We start from the raw sequence: 21,457 nt of genomic DNA on the forward strand, positions 1-21,457 counted from the left end.
CACGGGGATACGGATCGGGGCCGGGTCAGGTCCCCAGACCGGACATCAGATCGGCGAAGGGCGTGGGCTCCTCGTAGGGGTCCTCGGTCTTCGCGGAGTGCTCGGTGGCCAGCAGCGCCAGCTGGCGGGCCGCCCGGGCGATGCGCTCGGACAGCTCACGGCCGCCGCTCTCCCCCGCGCCCCAGTCCTCCGACGCGGCGTAGACGCCCGTGGGCACCACGACCGCGCGGCTGTAGGAGAACATGGGCCGCAGGGCGTGCTCCAGCACCAGGGAGTGGCGCGGGCTGCCGCCGGTGGCGGCGGCCAGGACCGGGGTGCCGTCCAAGGTCCCCGGCTCGACCACGTCGAAGAACGACTTGAACAGACCGCTGTAGGAGGCGTTGAAGACCGGGGTCACCGCGATGACCGCGTCGGCCTCGTCCATGTCCTTCAGGATCCCGGACAGGTCGCCGGTGGGTACCCGCGTGGTCATGGCGTTCATGATGTCGTGGGCGACCTCGCGCAGTTCCACGACACGGACGTCCACCGTCTCGCCCCGTTCGGCCAGGGCCTCCTCGGTGGCGTTGGTCAGCCGGTCGGCGAGCAACCGGGTCGAGGAAGGGTTGCTCAGGCCGGCGGTGACGGTCACCAGCTTCCGGGTCATCGGTCGTCCTCCGTGTTCGTGGCGGCCCGCTCCTTGGCTGCCAGGAGCGAGGCGTGGGTGGGCGCGTCGGGAACGTGGTCGGGCTTCTTGGCGGCGAACTCCCGACGCAGGACCGGAACGACCTCCTCGCCCAGGATGTCGAGCTGCTCCAGCACGGTCTTGAGCGGCAGGCCCGCGTGGTCCATCAGGAAGAGCTGACGCTGGTAGTCGCCGAACGTCTCCCGGAAGCCCAGGGTACGGTCGATGACCTCCTGGGGGCTGCCCACGGTCAGCGGGGTCTCGCGGGTGAACTCCTCCAGGGAGGGGCCGCCGCCGTAGACCGGCGCGTTGTCGAAGTAGGGACGGAACTCCTTCACCGCGTCCTGGGAGTTCTTGCGCATGAACACCTGACCTCCCAGACCGACGATGGCCTGGTCCGCCCGACCATGGCCGTAGTGCTCGAAACGGCGACGGTACAGGGAGATGAGCTTCCTGGTGTGGGTGGAGGGCCAGAAGATGTTGTTGTGGAAGAAGCCGTCACCGTAGTAGGCGGCCTGCTCCGCGATCTCCGGACTGCGGATCGAACCGTGCCACACGAACGGGGGCACGTCGTCCATCGGGCGAGGCGTGGAGGTGAAGCCCTGCAACGGGGTACGGAACTTGCCCTCCCAGTCGACCACGTCCTCGCGCCAGAGCCGGTGCAGGAGGTTGTAGTTCTCCAGCGCCAGAGGGATGCCCTGACGGATGTCCTGACCGAACCAGGGGTAGACCGGACCCGTGTTGCCGCGTCCCATCATCAGGTCCACCCGGCCGTCGGCCAGGTGCTGGAGCATCGCGTATTCCTCAGCCAAACGAACAGGGTCGTTGGTGGTGATCAGCGTGGTGGACGTGGACAGGATCAGCTTCTCGGTCCGGGCGGCGATGTAACCGAGCATGGTCGTGGGCGAGGAGGCCACGAACGGCGGGTTGTGGTGCTCGCCGGTGGCGAAGACGTCCAGGCCCACCTCCTCGGCCTTCAGCGCGATGGCGACCATCGCCTTGATGCGCTCACGCTCGGTGGGCGTACGCCCCGTGGTGGGGTCGGTCGTGACGTCACTGACCGTGAAGATTCCGAACTGCATGGCCGTTCCCCGATCGAAGTAGCTTCCCAGGAAAATGTTTTCTCCGAAACTATCATGCGGAACCCAGGACGCAAGACGGTTATTCCTCCGCGCCCCGGAGAGCCCGTGTTCATCCACAGGCACGCTCCGTATCCACCGAATGTCACTCTGACGTGTTATCTCTGGTAGGGCAGGCACCGACACCGTCACGTGGGCCGGCAGAGGCCGAACGAGCGAGGAAAAGGAGGAGGGCGCGGCGTCCAGAGCCCGCCCGACACCCCCATGGCCACAACCCTCGAACCCCGACGGAAGCCCCACCACCCCACCCCTCACCCGCGCGAGGCCGAGCCGAGGCCGCTGATCCCGGCCCCGCGTCCCCCGACGAGCGCCGACCGCGCCCGCGAGGCCGCACGGCGCGAACCGGTCGTGCTCGCCGACGCGCTGGGAGAGGTCCTGGACACCCTTCTGGAACGTTCCCCGGAACCCGACAGACCATGACCCGCCGGTAGTCGAAGAGAGCACGGAAAGGGGCCGGTGTGCCTCGCGCACGCCGACCCCTCGACCGACCATGTCCCTCACGAGCGCGGACCGAGGCGGTCAGACCGATCGACGTCCCTTGTTCACCCCTTCACCCCGCGCGTACGCGCGCGAGGGCGGAGACGAACGACCCTCCGATCGGTCCCCGGGCAGGAAGGAGCGCACCGACTCGATCGGACCGCGCAGATGGGCGTTGAACTCCGGTGGTTCCTCCGCGGGCACCCACAACTCCAGGATGGTCCTTCCGCCCGCCTGACCGGGTAACGGGCGACGAAGACGGGGTCCATGCGGAAGCGGGTGACATGCCCCTCCCCGTCACGTGGCAGGTTCCACTCCCGCGCGATCCGAACGGCGTGGTCCCCGTTCAGGACGGGATAGAAGATCGGCTGCTCCGGAAGACGCGGCGGCCAGGCCCGCCGACCGGAATCCCCGACCAGCGCGAGTTCCTCGGGCCCGGTGGGGCGCCAAAGGGTGGTCGTGTCGGACATGGTCTCCTCCCGTCCTCATGGGTCGACCCATGAGGATGGGCGGCGCGTGCCCCGTTCAACACCCGGTTTTTACCGGTGGACACGTGAATTCGTTCCAACGCGCGGGAACACCTGTCCCATACGAAGCGTTCTCACAGGTGAAGCACCCCGGACCGACCCCGACCCACCCACCAAGGTCTGTGAGAGGCTTCGAACATCATCTTCGAGACCATGCGCGGGCGCGAGCGTTCGTGTCGGCAATGGGGGTTTCCGACACGATATCTTCGCCGCGCCCGCCTTCCCAGCGGCCAGACCGCACTCAGTGCGCAGGCCGCGCGGTCGGGTCCTACGTTGGGGGACGTGGGACCCGGCCAGACCTGGCGAATACGAGTGTCCGTGTCGTAAATGGGGGTTTCCGACACGGAGCCATCACCGTATTCGCTTCCCAGCGGCCCCACCGCACTCGGTGCGCGGGCCGCGTGGCCGGTTCCACGTTGGGGGACGTGGAATCCGGCCGGACCCGGCGGGGGTGCGCCTCAGGGCGCGCCCCCGCTTCGTCTTTCCCCGTCCCGAACCCTCTCCGCCCGGCGGTCCGAGGCCGCACGAGGTAGGCCGAAGAGCCCCCGATCGACCGCGCCCCGCCCGGACCGTTCACCGGCCGTGCGCGCACCGCTCCGATACCGGCCCTTCTCCGACCGTCACCACGGCGGAGAGAGGGACCTTCCCGGCCTTCGTACCGTCACGGTCAGGCCCGTTGGTGGAAGTCGATCAGGGTCACCGGACCGAACTCGACCTCGGACACCGTGTAGAACTCGCTCAGGTCCTCCCGGGACAGCACCTCGGACTCCTGGCAGGGGCCGTACGCGTAGGAGGGGATGGAGAAGCCGTCGTCATCGATCACCGATTCCCAGAAAAGGCCGCATGCCACCCTGCCGTCGTACTGCGTGATGCCGCCCATACCGCCTCTGGCCCCGTACAGTCCTTCGAACCGTTCCGGGTCCCGGCTCGAGTCCTCCCTCAACGCCGCCACCTCCATCGCGTAATCGCAGTCCACGTCCCAACCGCTGGCCTGGACGTCCCACACCTTCTCCGCGTCCCGGTCCGCCGCCCAGCCCGGCAGACGCACGGTTCCACAGATCGGAGCCCGCACCACGGCCCAACCGAACCCGTCGTTCTCGGCCGCCCACACTTGAGGGTCCTCCAGCACCACCCCGCCACCGATCTCTTCGAAGTCGACCCGTGTCTCCCATCCGTCGCTCATGTACTCGACCCAGATCGGTGCGCCTTCCTCGTCGAGCCCGACACGTCCGGTCGCCTCCCGCTCCACGAGTTCACCCGCCTCCAGAAGCTCCAGCACCGTGGAGCCCTCGTAGACCCTCTCCCGCCCTTCCACGGCCTCGACCTCTCCCGATCCGGCGAGAGTCCGCAGCGGCCCGGTGACCAGGGCGGGAGAAAGGATCTCCGCGCTCATCTCGACGTCGGATCCCAGGGGCCGGGACGAATTCCGCCACAGTCCGTGGTCCCCCTCCTCACCGAAGTCGAGGGAGATGGACTCACCATCCGTCCACAACTCCTGAGGCGAGTCCTGCCACAGTCCGAGGTCCTCCTCGTGTGACGCGTACACGTACAGTTCGCCCTGATGGGAGGCCACGGCCGTGGTGCCCGGGCCCATGGCCGCCCCCCGGATCAGGAAACTCTCCCCGTCCGCCGAGTACAGGTACTCCTCGGTCACCGTCTCGCCACCGTCCACCGGGGTGCGCTCCACCGTGGCGGTGAATCCGGCGCTCTCCTCCACCATCGTGGCGGCCGAGGCCACCAGGTCCGCGGGAGAGTCGCTCACCAGGTCGTAGACCACGAAACCGCCCGCCGCCACACCGGCCGCGGCGAGCGCGCCGGCACCGATCATCGCCGCCTTGGAGCCGGCCAGGCCGCCCAGGACACCGCCGGAGGAGGATCCCCCACCGAAAGCCCCGGCAGCGGCCCCCGACGACGACGCACCGGAGGCGACCGTGCCCCCGCTCCCGGCGGCCGTCGCGCCGGCGGCGGAGCCCGCGGCCCCTCCAGCCGTCGCGCCACCGGCCCCCACGACACCGCCCAGCGTTCCCACGGCCCCCAACCCGACGGCGGAGGCCCCGCCGAGCCAGGCCGCCCAGCGGGCCGGGTCGTGTCCGGCCGCGTCCACCCCGCGCCAGTAGTCGCGGAGCATGCGACGCAGGGTGTCGGCGGTCGACACCGGGCCCATGCCCCCATCGTCGGATTCGGGCAGCAGAGCCTCGACCAGCTCCACCGACGTCGGCCTCGACCCCGGATCCACCGACAACGAGGCCTCGACCAGTGCCCTCAGCTCTTCGGGCACCCCGGTGACGTCGTACTCCCCCGTGCTCACGCGGCGCGCCAGTTCATCGGCGTCGCCGGTGCCGAACGGAGCCCTCCGCGTGGCGGCCAACGTGACCAGCCCGCCCCAGGCGAACACGTCGGCGGCCGGATCGGCGGCGGCACCGGTGTAGCGTTCGGGCGCGGTCCACCCCGGCGTTCCATAGGAGGCCGAGGCATCCTCGGAACGTTCGGTGCCGATCTCGACCGCGATACCGAAGTCCACGAGTTTCGGCCCGTCCGGCGCCAGGATCACGTTGCCCGGTTTGACGTCGCGGTGGGCCACCCCCGCCGTGTGCAGGGCCGAGAGCCCCTCCGCCATACCCAGGGCGAACACGCGCAGCATCTCGCCCTCCAACGGACCGAACTCGCGCACATGGGCACGCAGGTCCCGACCGGGCACGTGGTCGAAGGCCAACCACGGCACCTCCGCCTCGGTGTCATGGGCGTGCAGCCGAGCGGTACCGACCCCGTCGACCCGGGCCAACATCGCGACCTCGTGCGCGAAGGCCTCACGGAACTCGGGCCGTCGGGCGAAGCGGGCGTGCACGGTCTTGACCGCCACGCACCGGCCATAGGTGTCCAGGGCGCCGTAGACGGCGCCCATACCTCCGGCGCCGATCCTCCCCACCAATCGGTAGGGACCGATGTCGGTCGGATCGTCCTCCTTCAACGGTGACAGCCCGACGGGCGGTTGGGCGAGCATAGGGGATGTGGACATCGGGGCCCTTCGAGGAGATGGGATGCGCGCGGTGAACGTCCGCTCGGAGCTTCTGACGCCCCGAGGGATCCGAAGGTTCTCGGGTCGGTCCACCGGCGGGGCGGGCGTCCGCGACGATACGATGCGCCTGCGTGAGAGGGGGCCACGATGACGAGCGACGGCGGGGACGGTGGGGCGTCCGGGGGGCGGCCGACGATGGCCGACGTGGCGGCGCGCCTGGGGGTCTCCCGCCAGTTGGTCTCCCTGGTCCTGGGCGACCGGCCCGGTCCGAGCGCGGCCACCCGCGAACGTGTACTGCGCGCCGCCGAGGAGCTCGGCTACCGCGCCGACACCGCCGCCCAGTTGCTGCGCCGTGCCCGTAGTCGTCAGGTGGGGGTGCTCTTCACCATGGAGCATCCGATGGACGCCGATCTGGTCGAGGCCCTGTATCCGGCGGCGGCGCGGCTCGGCTACGGCCTGGCCCTGAGCGCGATGCTCGCCAACCGCACCGAACGTCAGGCGATCGACGAGCTCGTGGGGTTGCGCTGCGAGGCGCTGGTGCTGATCGGGATGTCGGCCCAGGCCCCGGAGGATCTGGCCGAGGTGGCGCGTCGGGTGCCGGTGGTGGAGATCGGTCAGCGCACCGACTCGGCCGGGACCGACAGCGTCCGCACCGACGCCGTGTCCGGGGTCCGGCTGGCCGTCGACCACCTGGTCTCCTTGGGCCACCGGAGCATCGCCCACGTGGACGGTGGCGGGCTGCCCAGCGCGCCCGAGCGCCGGGCCGGATATCTGGAGGGCATGCGCGAGCACGGGCTGGACGCGTACGTGGACCTGGTCCCGGGCGCCTACACCGAGGAGGCCGGGGCCCGGGCCGCGCGCGTGTTCCTGGATCGGGACGTCCTGCCCACGGCCGTGGTGTGCTGCAACGACCAGTCCGCGCGGGGTCTTCTGGAGACGCTGGTCCGCGCGGGCCGTTCCGTGCCCGGCGAGGTCTCCGTGGTGGGGTACGACGACAGTCGCGCCGCCCGGCTCTCGTTTCTGAGTCTGACCTCGGTCCGTCAGGACGTGGAGCGGATCGCCGAGGCGACCCTCGAAGCGGTCGCGGAGCGTCTGGAGCGGGGAAGGATCGAGAGCACTCACGTGTTGCTACCGACCACGCTCACCGTACGGGAGAGCACCGCTCCCCCGCGCACCTGAGTCGAGCGGGGCCTTCCGTGCCGCCGGCGCGGGGTGGTGGGGGCGACGCGAGCCAGATCACGCGGCCGATCGTTGGAAAACCTCGGGCACGGGTGTCATCCTTGATTTAGCACGTGCTAAATCACCCTGTCCGGATCCCGTACACGACGGCCGGCACGGTCCTCTCGGCACCACCGGACCTCCGGTGCCGCTCACACCTCCCCACCACCTCGAAGCACACCTCGCCTTCTCCTGCCGCCGTCCACCTCCTGGAAAGGGGCAATCGCCATGCCCTTGGCCCTCCTCGCCCTGGCCCTCGGGGCCTTCGCCATCGGGACCACGGAATTCGTGATCATGGGGCTGCTCCCCGAGGTCGCCGCCGACCTCGGGATCCCCATCCCCACCGCGGGGCATCTGATCTCCGCCTACGCCCTGGGCGTGGTGGTGGGCGCTCCCCTGCTCACCGCGCTGAGCACACGTCTGCCCCGCAAGACCGCCCTGCTGTTGTTCATGGGCGTCTTCCTGCTGGGCAACCTGCTCACCGTGATCGCCCCCTCGCACACTCTGGTCCTGGCCTCCCGCTTCCTGGCCGGACTGCCGCACGGCGCCTACCTCGGGGTGGCCGCCCTGGTCGCCGCCCATCTGGCCGGCCCCGCCCGCCGGGCCACCGCCGTGGCGCGGGTGATGTTGGGCCTGACCATCGCCAACATCGTGGGGGTGCCCGCCGGAACCCTTCTGGGCCAGCTCACCGGTTGGCGCACCGCGTTCCTGGTGGTGGCCGGGATCGCGGCGCTGACCCTGCTCGGCGTGGCCCGCTGGGTACCGCACGTCTCGATCGCCACCAGCGGCGGGCTGCGCGGGGAGTTCTCCGCCCTGGCCCGCTCCCAGGTCGTGCTGGGCCTGCTCACCGCGGTGTTCGGGTTCGCGGGGGTCTTCGCCGTCTACAGCTACATCTCGCCGATGATGACCGAACTGGCGGGCATGCCCACCACCGCCGTACCCGTGGTGCTGGCGCTGTTCGGGGTGGGGATGACCCTGGGGTCGCTCGTGGTGGGCCCGTTGGCCGACCGGTGGCTGCGACCCACCATCTACGGTTCGTTGGCGGCCCTGGCCGCCGTGCTGGCCCTGTTCACCCTCGCCGTGCACAACCCCTGGACGGCGGCGATCGGCGTGGTGGTGCTGGGCGCCGTCGGGTTCGGCGTGACGGCCCCGCTCCAGGTGCTGGTGATGAGCCGTGCGGGCGCGGCGCCGAGTCTGGCCTCGGCCTCCAACCACTCGGCCTTCAACCTGGCCAACGCCGGAGGCGCCTGGGTGGGCGGCGTGGGCATCGCGATGGGGCTGGGCTACGCCTCCCCCGCCGCGATCGGCGCGGTCCTGGCCGTGGTCGGTCTGGGGATCGCGGTGACGGCCGGTCTCATCGACCGCTCCCCCACGTCGGACGGCGCCCCGGCCGAGGAGCCCGCCCGCGTGGGCTGAGTACGGCGACGCCGCGTTCGACGGAACGAGGGGCCGGGGCATGCCGCCCCGGCCCCTCTCATCTCCGCCTCATCGGGAGAGGGTACGGCTGCGTCCCCGGAACTCGGCGACGACCTCCTCGCCCCTCCTGACGGTGACGTCGTAGACGCCACTGCGACCGTAAACGACCCGTTCCACGGCGGTGGCCACCAGGACGTCGCCCTCACGGGCGGAGGTCACGAAGGTGATGTCGCCCCCCGCCGCGACGGTCACCCCGCCGCCCTCCACGTTGCAGGCGCAGGCGAAGGCGGTGTCGGCGAGGGTGAACACGAACCCTCCGTGGGCGATGGCGTGGCCGTTGACCATGAGCGGCCCCACGGTCATCTCCACGACGGCGGTGCCCTCTCCGGCCTCGAGCAGCCGCATGCCCAGGTTCCGGGAGGCCTTGTCGGCCTCGAACATCCGCCAGGCGGTCTCGTTGCGCGCCTCGGGCGCCCGTTCGTCGCTCATGAGTCGAAGTCCACGGTCAGGGTGTCGGTCTCGGGCAGGGACTGGCAGGCCAACGCGTACCCGGCCTCGACCTCGGCGGGGGTGAGCGCGTAGTTGCGGCGCATCGCGACCTCGCCGTCGCACACCTTCACCCGACAGGTACCGCAGACACCGCCCTTGCAGGCGAAGGGCAGGTCGGGGCGGTAACGCTGGGCGGCGTCCAGGACCGGCACCCCCCGGGGCAGGGTCAGGGTGGTGGTGCGGCCGTCCAGGACGACGGTGACCTCGCTGGAGGGGCCTTCGACCTCGGGGTCCTCGTGCCGGGCCTGGGGCGGCGGCTCGGCGCCCTCCACGAAGAACAGCTCCTGGTGGACCCGTGCGCCGTCCACCCCATGTTCGGCCAGGACCCTCCGCGCGTCGGTGACCATCCCGTAGGGGCCGCACAGCCACCAGTGGTCGACCGCGTCGGGGGCCACGATGGTGGACAACAGCGCCGCCAGCTTCTCGGCGTCCAACCGCCCGGTGAGCAGTTCGGACTCGCGCGGCTCCCGGGACAGGACGTGGACCAGCTCCAGGCGCGGCCCGAAGACGTCCTTGAGGTCGGCCAGCTCGTCGGCGAACATCACGGTGTCGCTGCGGCGGTTGCCGTAGAGCAGGGTGACGTGGGAGCCGGTACGGCGCAGCAGCGAGGCGGCCATGGACAGCATCGGAGTGATGCCGGAGCCGGCGGCCACCAGCACGTGGCGCGCGGCCACGGTCAGGTCGGGGCTGAAACGGCCGGTGGGCACGCCCACCTCGATCTCGTCGCCGGGGCGAACCTCGCGGACCAGCCAGGTGGAGAAGAGGCCGTCGGCGACCAGGCGGACCCCGACGCGGGGCGCCTCTCCGACCGGGGCGCAGATGGAGTAGCTGCGACGCTCCTCCACGCCGTCGACCTCGCGGCGCAGGGTCAGGGACTGTCCCGCAGCGAAGTCGAACACCTCGGCCAGGTGCTCGGGGACGTCGAAGGCGACCGCGACGGCGTCCTCGCACAGGCGCTCGACGGAGGCCACGCGCAGCCGGTGGAACGCGGCCCGGCCGCGCGCGGCGGCGGGGGCGGTCTCGGTGACGGGTGTGGTCACGGTCAGATCTCCTTGACGTGCTCGAACGGTTCGAGGCAGGACCGGCAGCGGTGCAGCGACTTGCAGGAGGTCGAACCGAAGCGGGACAGTTCCTCGGTGTCGGCCGTCGCGCAGCGCGGACAGCGCGGCGCGGTCCGGGTGGGCAGCAGGGTCAGGGGCACCGGCCCCGAGGGGCGGGCGGGGGCGCGGCCGGGCGCCGAGATCCCGTGTTCGGTGAGCTTGCGCCGACCCTCCTCGGTGATCCAGTCGGTGGTCCAGGCCGGGGAGAGGGCGGTGCGCACCTCGACGTCGTCGAACCCGACCGCGCGCAGGGCGCGGTCCACGTCCACGCGCATCTCGGCCAACGCGGGACAGCCCGAGTAGGTGGGGGTGATCCACACCGCCACGGCGCCCTTCTCCGAGACCTCGACCTCGCGCAGGATGCCCAGGTCGGCGAGGGTGAGCATGGGGAGTTCGGGGTCGGTGACCGCGGCGGCCGCCTCCCAGGCCCGTCGCCGCGTCTCGTTCGGCGTGGTGGTCACCATGTCGCCTCCGGGTGTTCGCGCGCCACCCGCTGGAGTTCCTCCACCAGGGGCGCCAGCTCGTCGGTATGCCGCCCCTCGCGTCCGGAGACCTCCCCGTCGGGGAAGGCTCCGGGGGCGTCCAGGGTGGCGGCGGTCAGGACCTGGTCGAGCACCTCGCGGACCTCCTCTCGGACCGAGGCCGGGTCCACGCCCGCCCCGAGTCCGGCCAGGGAGGTCTCCACCGGGTGGGCGGCGAAGAGCTCGCCGGTCAGCGGCCACACGTCGGCGACCGCCGCGCGCATGCGCTCGTGGGAGTAGGGGGTGCCGTCCCCCAGGCGCAGCGCCCAGGAGACGGCGTACTCGCGGTGGTAGGCCAGTTCGTTGACGCCCTTGGCGGCGATGGCGGCCAGAACCGGGTCCACGCTGTGCGCCAGTCGGGTGAACAGGGCCAGACGCCAGGAGGAGAGCACGAGGAGCGTGACGATACAGCGGGCGAAGTCGCCGCGCGGGGCCTCGGTCAGGCGCACGTTGCGGAACTCCGAGGCGTCCCGACGGTAGGCGAAGGCGTCCTCGTCCCGTCCGGTGCCGTCGGCCTGGCCGGCGCGGGCCAGCAGCAGGCGGGCCTGGCCCAACAGGTCGAGGGCGATGTTGGCCAGGGCCACCTCCTCCTCCAGTTCGGGGGCGTCGGTCACCCAGTGGACGAGCCGTTGCGCCTGGACGAGGGCGTCGTCGCCGAGCATCTGGCAGTACTCCGCCAGGGCCGGGCCGTCCACGCCCTCGGGCAGGGTGGTGTCCACACCCGCGAGCGCCTCGGTGAAGCCGGTGCCGAAGGCCCAGCGGGCGTCGCCGTCGTGCTCCTCGACCAGGCCGGTGAAGATGTTGTCGCCGCTCATGTGCTTCCTTTGCAGCCTTACCGCTAGATGTGCGGGACGTCCTCGGGGATGGGATAGAAGGTCGGGTGCCGGTAGACCTTGTCGCCGCTGGGCTCGAAGTAGGGGTCCTTCTCGTCCGGGCTGGAGGCGGTGACGGCGTCGGCCGGCACGACCCAGATGCTCACGCCCTCGTTGCGCCGGGTGTAGAGGTTGCGGGCGTTGTGCAGGGCCATCTCGTCGTCCGGGGCGTGCAGGGAGCCCACGTGCACGTGGTTCAGGCCGCGCTTGCCGCGCACGAAGACCTCGTAGAGGGGCCATTCGGGGCGGGCCGGGCCCGTGGTCCGATCACTCATACCGTGACCTCCTCGGTGTTACGTCGTTTGGCCGCGTAGGCGGTGGCGGCCTCGCGTACCCAGGCGCCCTTCTCGTGGGCGGCCCGGCGGCGTGCGACGCGTTCGGCGTTCTTGGGACCGTCTCCGGAGATGACCCGCTTGAGCTCGTCCCAGTCGGGCGTGCCGAAGTCGTAGTGTCCGCGTTCGTCGTTCCAGGACAGTTCGGGGTCGGGCAGGGTGACGCCCAGCTTCTCCGCCTGGGGGACGGTCATATCGACGAACTTCTGCCGGAGCTCGTCGTTGGTGTCGATCTTGATGCCCCAGTCCATGGAGCGTCGGGTGTTGGGCGAGTCGGCGTCGGGCGGGCCGAACATCATCAGGGACGGCCACCACCAGCGGTCGACGGCGTCCTGGACCATGGCCCGCTGCCCCTCGGTGCCCTCCATCATGCGCATGAGCAGCTCGTAGCCCTGCCGCTGGTGGAAGGACTCCTCCTTGCAGATGCGCACCATGGCGCGGGCGTAGGGGCCGTAGGAGGTGCGGCAGAGCGGGACCTGGTTGCAGATCGCGGCGCCGTCGACCAGCCAGCCGATCACGCCGACGTCGGCGTAGCCGAGCGAGGGGTAGTTGAAGATCGAGGAGTACTTCTGACGGCCCTCGATCAGCCTCTCGGTGAGGTCGGCGCGGTCCACGCCGAGGGTCTCGGCCGCCGCGTACAGGTACAGGCCGTGTCCGGCCTCGTCCTGCACCTTGGCCAGCAGGATCGCCTTGCGCCGCAGGCTGGGCGCGGACGCGATCCAGTCCCCTTCGGGCTGCATGCCGATGATCTCGGAGTGGGCGTGCTGGGAGACCTGGCGAACGAGGGTCCTGCGGTAGGCCTCGGGCATCCAGTCACGCGGTTCGATCCGCCGGTTGGCCGCGATCCTGGCGTCGAAGTGCGCTTGGAGAGCCTCGTCGGCGCCGGGTGACGCCTCCTGGGCCGTGGTCGACATTGATCATTCCCCATTCATAACCGAACGTTCGGTCAGTAATTAGTATCTCCGGATCCGCCCGCCCGACGCAAGCCCCTCCCCGGCGGTTTCACCCGTCACCCCCGGTGAGGACCTCCTCGGGCGGAGGCGGTGCGCGCCGTCCGTGCGGCGCGCACCGCGTGTTCCTACCGGCCGGTGAAGGTCGGCTTCTCCTTGTTCAGGAAGGAGCGCACCGCGCCGACGTGGTCCTCGGTGACGCCGAGCCGGTTCTGGAGGTCGGCCTCCTCCTCCAGGAGCTCGGGCAGGTCGCTCTGGCCCTCGGCCGCCGCCCGCACCTCGTGCTTGGCCGCGACGAACGCCGCCGTGGGGCCCGAGGCCAGACCGACCGCGACCTCACGGGCGCGTGTCTCCCAGTCCGCGTCGTCCACCACCTCGGTGACCAGACCCAGCTCCAACGCGCGGTCCGCCGTGAGCATGGTGCCCAGCAGCATCAGCTCCATGGCGCGCGCCTGACCGAGCGCGCGCACCAGACGCAGCGCCAGCCCCGAGTCCGAGGCCAGGCCGATCCCGGTGAAGGCGGTCCCCAGCTTGGCCCTGCGCGCGGCCACCCGGACGTCACCGGCCAGGGCCAGCCCCAGCCCGGCGCCCACGCAGGCCCCGCCGATCCCGACCACGACCGGGACCTGGACGCTCTCCAGACCGAGCACGACCGGGTTGTAGTGCTCGCGCACCGTGGACAGCGCCTGTTCGGGGGTCTCCTCCAGGATCCGGGCGTGCTCGACCAGGTCCTGGCCCACGCAGAACGCCTTGTCCGACCCCAGGAACAGCACCGCCCGCGCGGTGGTGGACTCCGCGGCGCTTCGCACCGCGACCAGCAACTCCTCCTTGACCCGCCGGGTCAGAGCCGGCCGATTCAGCCGGATCGTGGCCACCCCGTCGGCCTCGGTGAACTCCACCGCCTGCGCGTCACTCACGCCTTGTCTCCCTTGTCCCAGGTATGAAAGCCCTCGCCGCTCTTGCGGCCGAGCCTGCCCTCGGCGACCTTACGACGCAGGAGGTCCGGCGGCGAGAACCGGTCCCCCAGTTCGGCGGCCAGATGCTCGGCGATGGCCAGGCGCACGTCGAGTCCGACCAGGTCGGTGAGCTTGAGCGGCCCCATCGGATGGCGGTAGCCCAACTCCATGGCGGTGTCGATGTCGGCGGGGGAGGCGACCCCCTCCTCCACCATGCGGATGGCCTCCAGGCCCAGCATGACGCCCAGCCGGCTGGTGGCGAAGCCCGGGGAGTCGCGCACCACGATCTCGGTCTTGCCCAGGGCCGTCACCCAACCGCGCACCGTCTCCAGGACCTCCGGATCGGTCTCGGGCGCGGTGACCAGCTCCACCAGCCGGGAGGCCGGGACCGGGTTGAAGAAGTGGGTGCCCAGGAAGCGGCCGGGGCGGCTCAGCGCGGCGGCCAGGTCGGTGACCGACAGCGAGCTGGTGTTGGAGGCCAGGACGGTGTCGGGCCCCACGGCCGCCTCGGCCGCGACCAGCACCGCGATCTTGAGGTCGGGCCGCTCGGGGACGGCCTCGACGACGAGTCCGACGTCGGAGGGCAGGTCGGCCACATCGGTGACGGTGTCCAGTCGGGCCAGGTAGGAGGCGGGTTCGGCGTCGATCCTGCCGCGCTCACGAGCCCGTTCCAACCCGGCCACGACACGTCCGCGTCCGGCCTCGGCCGCCTCGGCGGTGACCTCGGCCAACACCACCCGGGAACCGGTGGTGAGGAACTGCTGGACGATACCGGCGCCCATCGTGCCGCCGCCGACGACGGCCACGACCTCGGGCACGCCCTGAGGGGAGATCTCGGAGGTCAACGCTTCTTCCTCTCCAGGAAACGGGTCATCCGCTCGTGCTTGTCGGCGCTCTCGAAGAGCACCGCCTGTGTCAGGTCGTCGGCCAACGGGTGGGGACCGTCGGCGTCCAGGACCATCTTGGTCATCCGCAGGGCCGTCGCGGAGGAGGCGGCCATCCGGTCCAACAGGGCGTGGGCGCTCTCGCGCAGTTCCTCCGAGGGCACGATCCGGGCGACCAGGCCATGACGCAGCGCGGCCTCGGCGTCCAAACGCATGCCGCCCAACAGCACCTGTTTGGCCACCGAGACGCCCACCAACTCCTTGAGCCGCCAGCAGGCGCCGGCCCCCGCGATGATCCCCAGCCCCGGCTCGGGCTGGGCGAAGACCGCCTCGGGGGTGGCGATCCGGATGTCGCAGGCGTAGGAGAGCTCGGCCCCGCCGCCCAGCGCCCACCCGTCGATCGCGGCCACCGTGGGCGCGCGCAGACGGTGCAGGCGTTCGAACAGGCGGCTGTTGATCCCGGCCAGGGCCTCGTCACGGCCGCGTTCGCGCAGTTCCGCGATGTCGGCTCCCCCGGCGAAGACCGTTCCGTGCCCGGTCAGCAGCAGCGGCCGGGGGGCCTCCTCCAGTTCGGCGCACACCCGGTGCAGCTCGGCGATCATCCGCGCGTTGATGGCGTTGCGGGCCTCGGGGCGGTACAGCTCGACCACCGTCCGGTCCTCTCGCCGCTCGACCCGGAGGGTCTCGAAGTCCTCGTCCACGCCGGCTCCGTTCTCCCTAGCGCCGTTCACACGCGCTCCACCGTCAGCGCCACGCCCTGGCCCACGCCCACGCACAGGGTGGCCAGACCACGACGGGCGTCCTCGCGCTCCATGCGGTTGATCAGGGTGACCAGGACACGGGAGCCCGAGGACCCCAGCGGGTGGCCCAGGGCGATGGCGCCGCCGTCGGCGTTGACCCGCTCCTCCTTCAGCCCCAGGCGACGCATCACCCCCAGGGACTGGGCGGCGAAGGCCTCGTTGAGCTCCACCGCGCCGATCTCGTCCAACGTCCAACCGGAGCGGTCCAGGACCTTCTCGACGGCGGGGACCGGGCCCAGTCCCATGATCTGGGGGGCGACCCCGGCCGAGGCCGAGGCGACCACCCGTGCCCGAGGGGTGAGACCGTACCGGCGTACGGCCTCGGCGCCGGCCAACAGCAGGGCCGAGGCTCCGTCGGAGAGCGAGGAGGAGTTGCCCGCGGTGACGATCCCGCCCTGGCGGAAGACCGGCCGCAGGCGGGCCAGCCCCTCCATGGTGGAGCCGGCTCGCGGCCCCTCGTCGGCGGTGACCTCGTGGGTGGCGCCCTTGCGTCCGTGCACGGTGACCGGGACGATCTCGCCGTCGAAGCGACCGGCCGCGGCGGCGGCCAGGGCCCTTTCGTGGCTGCGCAGAGCGAAGGCGTCGCACTCCTCGCGGGTCAGCCCCTCAAGGGTCGCGACCTCCTCCGCCGTCTCCCCCATCGACAGGGTGTAGCGCAGGTCCTCGGGGGAGGCGTCGTCCGGGACGCGGGCGTCGGCCTCGGCGAAGCGGGGGTTGGTGAAACGCCAGCCCAGGGAGGTGTCGGCGACCTCGCCGGGCTTGGCCCAGGGGGTTCCGGGCTTGGCCATGACCCAGGGGGCCCGGGTCATCGACTCCACACCGCCGGCGACCACGATGTCGGCGTCACCGGCGCGGACGGCCTGGGCGGCGGAGGCGACGGCGGTCAGGCCGCTGGCGCACAGACGGTTGACGGTGTAGCCGGGCACCGAGGGGTCGAGTCCACCGAGCAGGGCCGCCATGCGCGCCACGTTGCGGTTGTCCTCCCCCGCCTGGTTGGCGGCGCCGAGGATCACCTCGTCGACGGCCTCGCCCGGCACGCCGGTCCGGCGGACCACCTCGGAGACGACCCGGGCGGCGAGATCGTCGGGGCGGACGGACGCCAGGGCGCCCCCGTAACGGCCCTGAGGGGTGCGAACCCCGTCGACCACGTAGACGTCGCTCACGTACGGCCTCCTGTTTCGAGGGCGGTGGCGTGGGCCACCGCGGGGTGTGAACTCATCGACACTTCTCCTTGACACCGCGGGTCGGAGACTGAGTAAATGCATTAGTAACCGAACGTTCGGTCAGTAAGCAAGTCGACCCTCCCTCTCGAAGGCCGACCACGATCCGCCATCGCGCGACGACGCCGAAGACCCGCCCCCGCGCCCGGCCCGGCGACACACCGCGCACCGTACCCGGAGAGGCCCATGGCAAGCCAGGACACCACCACTCATTCGGCCGGTACCGAACTCCGGAGGCGTCTGGGGCCGACGCCCGAGCCCGGGACCCTGGACCCGGCCGAACGCATGAGCGTCGACGAACTCCGCGCCCTCCAGTTCGACCGTCTGCGTCGGACGTTGGAGCACGCCTACACCAACGTGCCCCTGTACCGGCGCAGGTTCGACGAGGCGGGTGTCCGCCCCGAGGACCTCCGGACGCTGGAGGACCTGGCCCTCTTCCCCCACACCACCAAGGACGATCTGCGGGCCAACTACCCCTTCGGGATGTTCGCCGTCCCCCAGGAACGGGTCAGCCGGATCCACGCCTCCAGCGGCACCACCGGCAAGCCCACCGTGGTCGGCTACACCAAGGAGGACATCGACGTCTGGGCCGACGTCGTCGCCCGTTCCATCCGCGCCGCGGGCGGCCGGCCCGGGGACAAGGTCCACGTCTCCTACGGTTACGGCCTGTTCACCGGCGGCCTGGGCGCCCACTACGGCGCGGAGCGGCTCGGCTGCACGGTCATCCCCGCCTCCGGCGGCCAGACCGCCAAGCAGGTGCAGCTCATCCAGGACTTCCGCCCCGAGATCATCATGGTCACGCCCAGCTACATGCTGACGCTGCTGGACGAGTTCGAACGCCAGGGCATCGACCCGCGGAGCACCTCGCTGAGAATCGGGATCTTCGGCGCCGAACCGTGGACCGAGCGGATGCGTCTGGAGATCGAGGAGCGCTTCGACATCAACGCCGTGGACATCTACGGGTTGTCCGAGGTCATGGGCCCCGGCGTGGCCAACGAGTGCGTGGAGACCAAGGACGGACTGCACATCTGGGAGGACCACTTCTATCCCGAGGTGCTGGACCCGATCACCCGGGAGGCGCTGCCGGACGGCGAGAACGGCGAGTTGGTCTTCACCTCCCTGACCAAGCAGGCCATGCCGGTCATCCGCTACCGCACCCGTGACCTGACCACCCTGCGTCCGGGCACCGCCCGCCCCATGCGCCGCATGGACAAGGTCACCGGCCGCAGCGACGACATGATCATCCTGCGCGGCGTGAACGTCTTCCCCACCCAGATCGAGGAGATCGTGCTCGGCCTGGACGGGCTCGCCCCCCACTTCCAGCTGGTCCTGACCAAGGAGGGCCGTCTGGACCGGATGGAGGTACGCGTGGAGGCCGCCCCGGACTGCACGGCCGACCGGCGTGTGGCCCTGTGCCGGGAGATCACCGCGACCGTCAAGGACCGGGTCGGGGTCAGCGTGACCGTGGAGGTCGTCGACCCCGAACGGATCGAACGCTCCGTCGGCAAGTTCCGCCGCGTCATCGACCGACGCCCCCGCGACTGACCGGCCCCGTCGTCCGTTCCCGCGCCGCCCCGGCCATGGGCGCGGGAACGGACGGCCTCACCCCGCTCCCGAGGCCGCGGCGCGATACCCCCTGGGCGAGGTGCCCATCATCCGGGAGAAGGCCGCCGAGAAGGCGGCGGGACTGTCGTACCCCAGATCGGCTGCCACGCGGGTGACCCTCTCCCCTCGGGCCAGGGGCGGCAGGGAACGCAGAACGCAGGCCCGACGCCGCCACTGCGCGAACCCCATCCCGACCTCGGCCCGGAAGAGACGGTTCACCGTGCGCTCGCCGACGTGGAGCGCCCGCGCCCACCGCGCGAGCGGATCGTGCACGTCGGGCGCCTCCAGGAACTCCTCGCACAGCGCGCGCAACCCCTCGTGGCGCGGCAACGGCAGATCCAGCGGCAGGGGCACCAACCCCCTCAGCTCGTGCAGGACCAGCTCCATGAGGGTCGCGTCCCTGCCGTGCCGTTCGTGGCGCGGATCGACGTCGACCGCGGCCGAGACCAGGGCCCGCAGCAGCGGCGAGACCTCCACCACCCGGCAGTGTTCGGGGAACCAGGGGACCGCGGCCGGTTCGAGGTACAGGCTGCGGGTGCTCACACCCTCCATCGTGACCTGGTGGTCCACCCCCGCCGGGATCAGCACCGCGCGCTGCGGAGGGACCGTCCACGCGCCGTCCTCGGCGACCACCCGCATCACGCCGGTGACCCCGTACAGGAACTGGGCCCGCCGGTGTCGGTGGCGGGCCAGCACGAAACCGGGCGGGTAGTCGGTGCCGATCGCCAGGACCGGCCGGTCGATGTCGTCCACCTCGTCGACGTGGATGTTGCGCACGGGTACCGACGCTACCCGAGATGTCCGCTGCGCGATCGTTCCTGTCGTCCGCCCGAATGCGCGCCGGCCCCGGCGCTTCTAGCGTGGTGCGGGTGCTCTCCTCGACCCTGACGCTCCTGGCCCTGGGCTGTCTGACCGGCGTCACCACGATCGTGTTCGGTTTCGGCGGCGGTTTCGTGACCGTGCCGGTCGTCTACGCCTTCACCCTGGCCCGCGCCGAACCCGGTGTGGACGCCATGGCCGTGGCCGTGGCCACCTCCACCGCCGTGATGGTGGTCAACTCCCTGAGCGCCACCCTGGCCCAGTACCGGGCCGGTCGGCTGCGCCGCGACCTCCTGTGGCCCTTGGGCGCCTACATCGGTCTGGGCACGGCCGGGGGCGCCCTGATCGCCACCGTGGTCGGCGGTGCCGTCCAGCACGTGTTGTTCGTCGTCTACCTGGCCGCCACCATCGTCGACAGCCTGCTCCGCAAGGGGTTCCTCACCCGTGCCACGGACGTGGACCCCGCCCCCTTGAGACGGGGGCCGACCCGGGTGATCGGGGTGGGCATCGGCGCGGTCACCGGTTTCCTGGGCGTGGGCGGCAGCGTCATGACCGTCCCCCTGCTCCGACGCCGCGGCCTGTCCATGGCCGAGGCCACGGCGGCGGCCAACCCGCTCACCGTGCCGGTGGCCCTGGTGGGGACCCTGGTCTACGCCCTGTGGGGCACCGCCGGGGCCGGGGTCGGTCAGGGCCATCTGGGCTCGGTCGACCTGGTGACCGGGGCGCTGCTGTTGGCCGGTTCCCTGCCCACCATCGCCCTGACCCGACGCCACCTGAGGCGTATCCCCGACCGGGCCCACGCGGTGGCCTACGTGGCTCTGTTGGGCGTCGTTCTGGTCGCGGTGCTGCTGATCTGATCCGTGCCCTCCCCGCCGGCCTCGGGCACCGCGCGCCCGCCGAGGTGGAGGTGGCGCTCCCCCGTCGCCAGGGTGTGGAAGGTGACCGGGGTCCAGGTCCACCGCTCCTTCGCCCGGAACACGTAGAGCCCGTCGTCGATCGGGGTCAGCGGGTGTTCCGCGACCGGGTCGGGGTCCACCCCGCCCAACGCTCCCAGGTCGATCACGCGCAGTCCCCGTCGAGCGCCGTCGCGCCCCAGGACCTCCAGGCGTTGGGAGGTGTTCTCGTACACCTCGGAGACGGAGGCGCGATCCTCTTCGCTCAGGTCCTCGGGATCGTGGTCGGGGGCGGGCGGCGCCGGAACCCGCATCCCGGCCACCCTCTCGAACACCTCTCCGTACAGCTCCTGGTACAGGTCCCTGGCCCGACCGCCGTTGGTCAGCAGGGCCACCGCGATCCCGGCGTCGGGCAACAGCCGCAGGAAGGCCGACTGGCCGATGGTGTTGCCGTCGTGCCCCACCAGACGCCGCCCGCCCCACCCGTAGCGGATCCAGCCCAGCCCCCAGGAGTCCCCCAGGGTGTAGGGGTCGGGCAGCGTCACCCGCGACCGGGTCATCATCTCGACCGTCTCCTCCGACAGGATCCGCTCCCCGGAGTCGGTACGGCCCCCGCGCAGGTGCGCCTCGGCGAAACGCAGGAGGTCTCCGGCGTTGGCGGTGACGCCGCCCGCCGGCCCCATGGACCGGGGCAGCCCCCATACCGGAGCGCGCTCCGGGTCGGGGTACCCGCGCACGTGCCCCATGGCCGCCCCGTGCGGGATCGCCTCCTCGGGCAGGGTGCCCGCGCGAGTCAGCCCCAGAGGGGCGAACAGCCGCTCCCGCATCGCCTCGTCCCAGGTCAGCCCGGTCGCCTTCTCGATGATCCGTCCCAGCAGGACGAACCCCGAGTTGCAGTAGGAGAACCCGGCCCCCGGCGGGTGGATCGTGGCCGCCTCGGCCAGCGTGCCCACGTACCGTTCCAGGGCGTCATCGCCCCTTCCCGTGTCGGTGAACAGGTCTCCGTCGATCCCGCTCGTGTGGTCGAGCAGTCTCCCCACGGTGATCGGGGCGGCGCGCCCGGGGTCGTCGGGGAAGGCCTCGGGAACCGCCTCGGCGACGGAGGTGTCGAGCGACAGCAGCCCCTCCTCCACCAGGCCCATGACCACCGTGGCGGTCCAGACCTTGGTGATCGAACCGATCTGGAACACCGATCCGGTGTCGACCGCGTGGCCGGTCGCGACGTCGAGCACCCCATGGGCCGCCTCCACCCTCGCGGCCGGCCGATCCGGACCGGGGGTCCGCACGATCCCCAGCTGAGCCCCGGGCACCCCGTGCCGTCCCGCGAGAACGGCCAACCGCTCGCGCCAGTACTCGATGTCGATGGGTGTGCTCGAACCGTCGGACAAGACGTCTCCCCTCGTTCGGACCCGGTCAGGGGCTCTCCTCGCCCCCCTGGCCACGGGTTCCCACGATCCCACCCCGGCCCGGGTTCCGCACCCCCGGCCCCTTCGTCCTGTGGA

At 71.4% G+C, this 21,457-nt stretch carries 20 protein-coding genes and 1 pseudogene; 5 read left to right on the plus strand and 16 right to left on the minus strand.

Annotated elements, in window-relative coordinates; genetic code table 11:
- Positions 1 to 25 precede the first annotated feature (25 nt).
- Both TR33_RS23705 and TR33_RS23710 read right to left on the minus strand, forming a co-directional pair.
- Positions 26 to 643, minus strand: a complete 618-nt coding sequence (locus TR33_RS23705) for an FMN reductase (protein ID WP_014911478.1) — start codon at positions 641 to 643, stop codon at positions 26 to 28.
- Positions 640 to 1,743 (minus strand): LLM class flavin-dependent oxidoreductase, encoded by a 1,104-nt coding sequence (locus TR33_RS23710; protein ID WP_014911891.1) that lies wholly within the window; start codon positions 1,741 to 1,743, stop codon positions 640 to 642. The genes TR33_RS23705 and TR33_RS23710 overlap by 4 nt, the downstream gene beginning before the upstream one ends.
- A 261-nt stretch (positions 1,744 to 2,004) precedes the next feature.
- Here TR33_RS23710 and TR33_RS23715 point away from each other — a divergent pair, with 261 nt between their 5' ends.
- Positions 2,005 to 2,220 (plus strand): hypothetical protein, encoded by a 216-nt coding sequence (locus TR33_RS23715; RefSeq protein ID WP_014909645.1) that lies wholly within the window; start codon positions 2,005 to 2,007, stop codon positions 2,218 to 2,220.
- A gap of 99 nt (positions 2,221 to 2,319) precedes the next feature.
- Here TR33_RS23715 and TR33_RS27320 read toward each other — a convergent pair.
- Positions 2,320 to 2,747, minus strand: a pseudogene (locus TR33_RS27320) (ADP-ribosylation/crystallin J1).
- A gap of 724 nt (positions 2,748 to 3,471) precedes the next feature.
- Positions 3,472 to 5,820 (minus strand): serine/threonine-protein kinase, encoded by a 2,349-nt coding sequence (locus TR33_RS23725; protein ID WP_042285635.1) that lies wholly within the window; start codon positions 5,818 to 5,820, stop codon positions 3,472 to 3,474.
- 147 nt (positions 5,821 to 5,967) lie between these two features.
- Between TR33_RS23725 and TR33_RS23730 the strand changes: the two genes are divergently transcribed.
- Together TR33_RS23730 and TR33_RS23735 are read left to right on the plus strand one after the other, a co-directional pair.
- Complete coding sequence (locus tag TR33_RS23730; protein ID WP_042285637.1) at positions 5,968 to 6,999, plus strand: LacI family DNA-binding transcriptional regulator; 1,032 nt, start codon at positions 5,968 to 5,970, stop codon at positions 6,997 to 6,999.
- A gap of 267 nt (positions 7,000 to 7,266) precedes the next feature.
- Complete coding sequence (locus TR33_RS23735) at positions 7,267 to 8,454, plus strand: MFS transporter (protein ID WP_042285640.1); 1,188 nt, start codon at positions 7,267 to 7,269, stop codon at positions 8,452 to 8,454.
- Positions 8,455 to 8,523: 69 nt separating this feature from the next.
- Here the strand turns inward: TR33_RS23735 and paaI are convergent, their stop codons facing one another.
- From paaI to TR33_RS23785, 10 genes are all read right to left on the minus strand, one after another.
- The gene (gene paaI, locus TR33_RS23740; RefSeq protein WP_042285643.1) at positions 8,524 to 8,943 is read right to left on the minus strand and encodes a hydroxyphenylacetyl-CoA thioesterase PaaI; all 420 of its coding nucleotides are present in this window, start codon (positions 8,941 to 8,943) and stop codon (positions 8,524 to 8,526) included.
- Entirely contained in the window at positions 8,940 to 10,043 is a 1,104-nt protein-coding gene (gene paaE, locus TR33_RS23745) for a 1,2-phenylacetyl-CoA epoxidase subunit PaaE (RefSeq protein ID WP_042285645.1), read from the minus strand. The genes paaI and paaE overlap by 4 nt, the downstream gene beginning before the upstream one ends.
- Positions 10,044 to 10,045: 2 nt before the next feature.
- Positions 10,046 to 10,567, minus strand: a complete 522-nt coding sequence (gene paaD, locus TR33_RS23750; protein ID WP_042285646.1) for a 1,2-phenylacetyl-CoA epoxidase subunit PaaD — start codon at positions 10,565 to 10,567, stop codon at positions 10,046 to 10,048.
- Positions 10,561 to 11,439 (minus strand): 1,2-phenylacetyl-CoA epoxidase subunit PaaC, encoded by an 879-nt coding sequence (paaC, locus tag TR33_RS23755; RefSeq protein ID WP_042285649.1) that lies wholly within the window; start codon positions 11,437 to 11,439, stop codon positions 10,561 to 10,563. The genes paaD and paaC overlap by 7 nt, the downstream gene beginning before the upstream one ends.
- A 23-nt stretch (positions 11,440 to 11,462) precedes the next feature.
- Positions 11,463 to 11,771 carry a 1,2-phenylacetyl-CoA epoxidase subunit PaaB gene (gene paaB / locus TR33_RS23760; protein WP_014909376.1) on the minus strand — a complete coding sequence of 103 codons (309 nt, stop codon included), beginning with the start codon at positions 11,769 to 11,771 and terminating at the stop codon, positions 11,463 to 11,465.
- Positions 11,768 to 12,742 (minus strand): 1,2-phenylacetyl-CoA epoxidase subunit PaaA, encoded by a 975-nt coding sequence (paaA, locus tag TR33_RS23765; RefSeq protein ID WP_017535197.1) that lies wholly within the window; start codon positions 12,740 to 12,742, stop codon positions 11,768 to 11,770. The genes paaB and paaA overlap by 4 nt, the downstream gene beginning before the upstream one ends.
- Before the next feature lie 164 nt (positions 12,743 to 12,906).
- A complete protein-coding gene (locus tag TR33_RS23770; protein ID WP_017535196.1) occupies positions 12,907 to 13,695 on the minus strand; it encodes an enoyl-CoA hydratase/isomerase family protein in 789 nt (262 codons plus the stop codon).
- A complete protein-coding gene (locus TR33_RS23775; RefSeq protein WP_017535195.1) occupies positions 13,692 to 14,579 on the minus strand; it encodes a 3-hydroxyacyl-CoA dehydrogenase family protein in 888 nt (295 codons plus the stop codon). Before TR33_RS23775 ends, TR33_RS23770 begins: the two co-directional genes overlap by 4 nt.
- A complete protein-coding gene (locus TR33_RS23780; RefSeq protein ID WP_014912975.1) occupies positions 14,576 to 15,319 on the minus strand; it encodes an enoyl-CoA hydratase/isomerase family protein in 744 nt (247 codons plus the stop codon). Before TR33_RS23780 ends, TR33_RS23775 begins: the two co-directional genes overlap by 4 nt.
- Before the next feature lie 26 nt (positions 15,320 to 15,345).
- Positions 15,346 to 16,581, minus strand: a complete 1,236-nt coding sequence (locus TR33_RS23785) for a thiolase family protein (RefSeq protein ID WP_017535194.1) — start codon at positions 16,579 to 16,581, stop codon at positions 15,346 to 15,348.
- 243 nt (positions 16,582 to 16,824) lie between these two features.
- Between TR33_RS23785 and paaK the strand changes: the two genes are divergently transcribed.
- On the plus strand, positions 16,825 to 18,183 hold the full coding sequence (gene paaK, locus TR33_RS23790) for a phenylacetate--CoA ligase PaaK (protein WP_042285651.1): 1,359 nt from the start codon (positions 16,825 to 16,827) through the stop codon (positions 18,181 to 18,183).
- Positions 18,184 to 18,240: 57 nt separating this feature from the next.
- Here paaK and TR33_RS23795 read toward each other — a convergent pair whose 3' ends face one another.
- Positions 18,241 to 19,020: an AraC family transcriptional regulator gene (locus tag TR33_RS23795; protein WP_042285652.1), complete on the minus strand. Its 780-nt coding sequence runs from the start codon at positions 19,018 to 19,020 to the stop codon at positions 18,241 to 18,243.
- 92 nt (positions 19,021 to 19,112) lie between these two features.
- Between TR33_RS23795 and TR33_RS23800 the strand changes: the two genes are divergently transcribed.
- A complete protein-coding gene (locus tag TR33_RS23800) occupies positions 19,113 to 19,919 on the plus strand; it encodes a sulfite exporter TauE/SafE family protein (protein ID WP_042285654.1) in 807 nt (268 codons plus the stop codon).
- Here TR33_RS23800 and TR33_RS23805 read toward each other — a convergent pair.
- Entirely contained in the window at positions 19,871 to 21,343 is a 1,473-nt protein-coding gene (locus TR33_RS23805; protein ID WP_042285656.1) for a serine hydrolase domain-containing protein, read from the minus strand. The genes TR33_RS23800 and TR33_RS23805 overlap by 49 nt on opposite strands.
- Positions 21,344 to 21,457 lie beyond the last annotated feature (114 nt).

It is taken from the genome of Nocardiopsis alba, assembly GCF_000710955.1.
Taxonomy (GTDB): domain Bacteria; phylum Actinomycetota; class Actinomycetes; order Streptosporangiales; family Streptosporangiaceae; genus Nocardiopsis; species Nocardiopsis alba.

Bases quoted from the DNA above. Each gene is read 5' to 3' on its own strand.
- TR33_RS23705 (WP_014911478.1), bottom strand. From the start codon at position 643: ATGACCCGGAAGCTGGTGACCGTCACCGCCGGCCTGAGCAACCCTTCC.
- TR33_RS23725 (WP_042285635.1), bottom strand. From the start codon at position 5,820: ATGTCCACATCCCCTATGCTCGCCCAACCGCCCGTCGGGCTGTCACCG.
- TR33_RS23730 (WP_042285637.1), top strand. From the start codon at position 5,968: ATGACGAGCGACGGCGGGGACGGTGGGGCGTCCGGGGGGCGGCCGACG.
- TR33_RS23735 (WP_042285640.1), top strand. From the start codon at position 7,267: ATGCCCTTGGCCCTCCTCGCCCTGGCCCTCGGGGCCTTCGCCATCGGG.
- paaB (WP_014909376.1), bottom strand. From the start codon at position 11,771: ATGAGTGATCGGACCACGGGCCCGGCCCGCCCCGAATGGCCCCTCTAC.
- paaI (WP_042285643.1), bottom strand. From the start codon at position 8,943: ATGAGCGACGAACGGGCGCCCGAGGCGCGCAACGAGACCGCCTGGCGG.
- paaA (WP_017535197.1), bottom strand. From the start codon at position 12,742: ATGTCGACCACGGCCCAGGAGGCGTCACCCGGCGCCGACGAGGCTCTC.
- TR33_RS23715 (WP_014909645.1), top strand. From the start codon at position 2,005: ATGGCCACAACCCTCGAACCCCGACGGAAGCCCCACCACCCCACCCCT.
- TR33_RS23710 (WP_014911891.1), bottom strand. From the start codon at position 1,743: ATGCAGTTCGGAATCTTCACGGTCAGTGACGTCACGACCGACCCCACC.
- paaK (WP_042285651.1), top strand. From the start codon at position 16,825: ATGGCAAGCCAGGACACCACCACTCATTCGGCCGGTACCGAACTCCGG.
- paaC (WP_042285649.1), bottom strand. From the start codon at position 11,439: ATGAGCGGCGACAACATCTTCACCGGCCTGGTCGAGGAGCACGACGGC.
- paaD (WP_042285646.1), bottom strand. From the start codon at position 10,567: ATGGTGACCACCACGCCGAACGAGACGCGGCGACGGGCCTGGGAGGCG.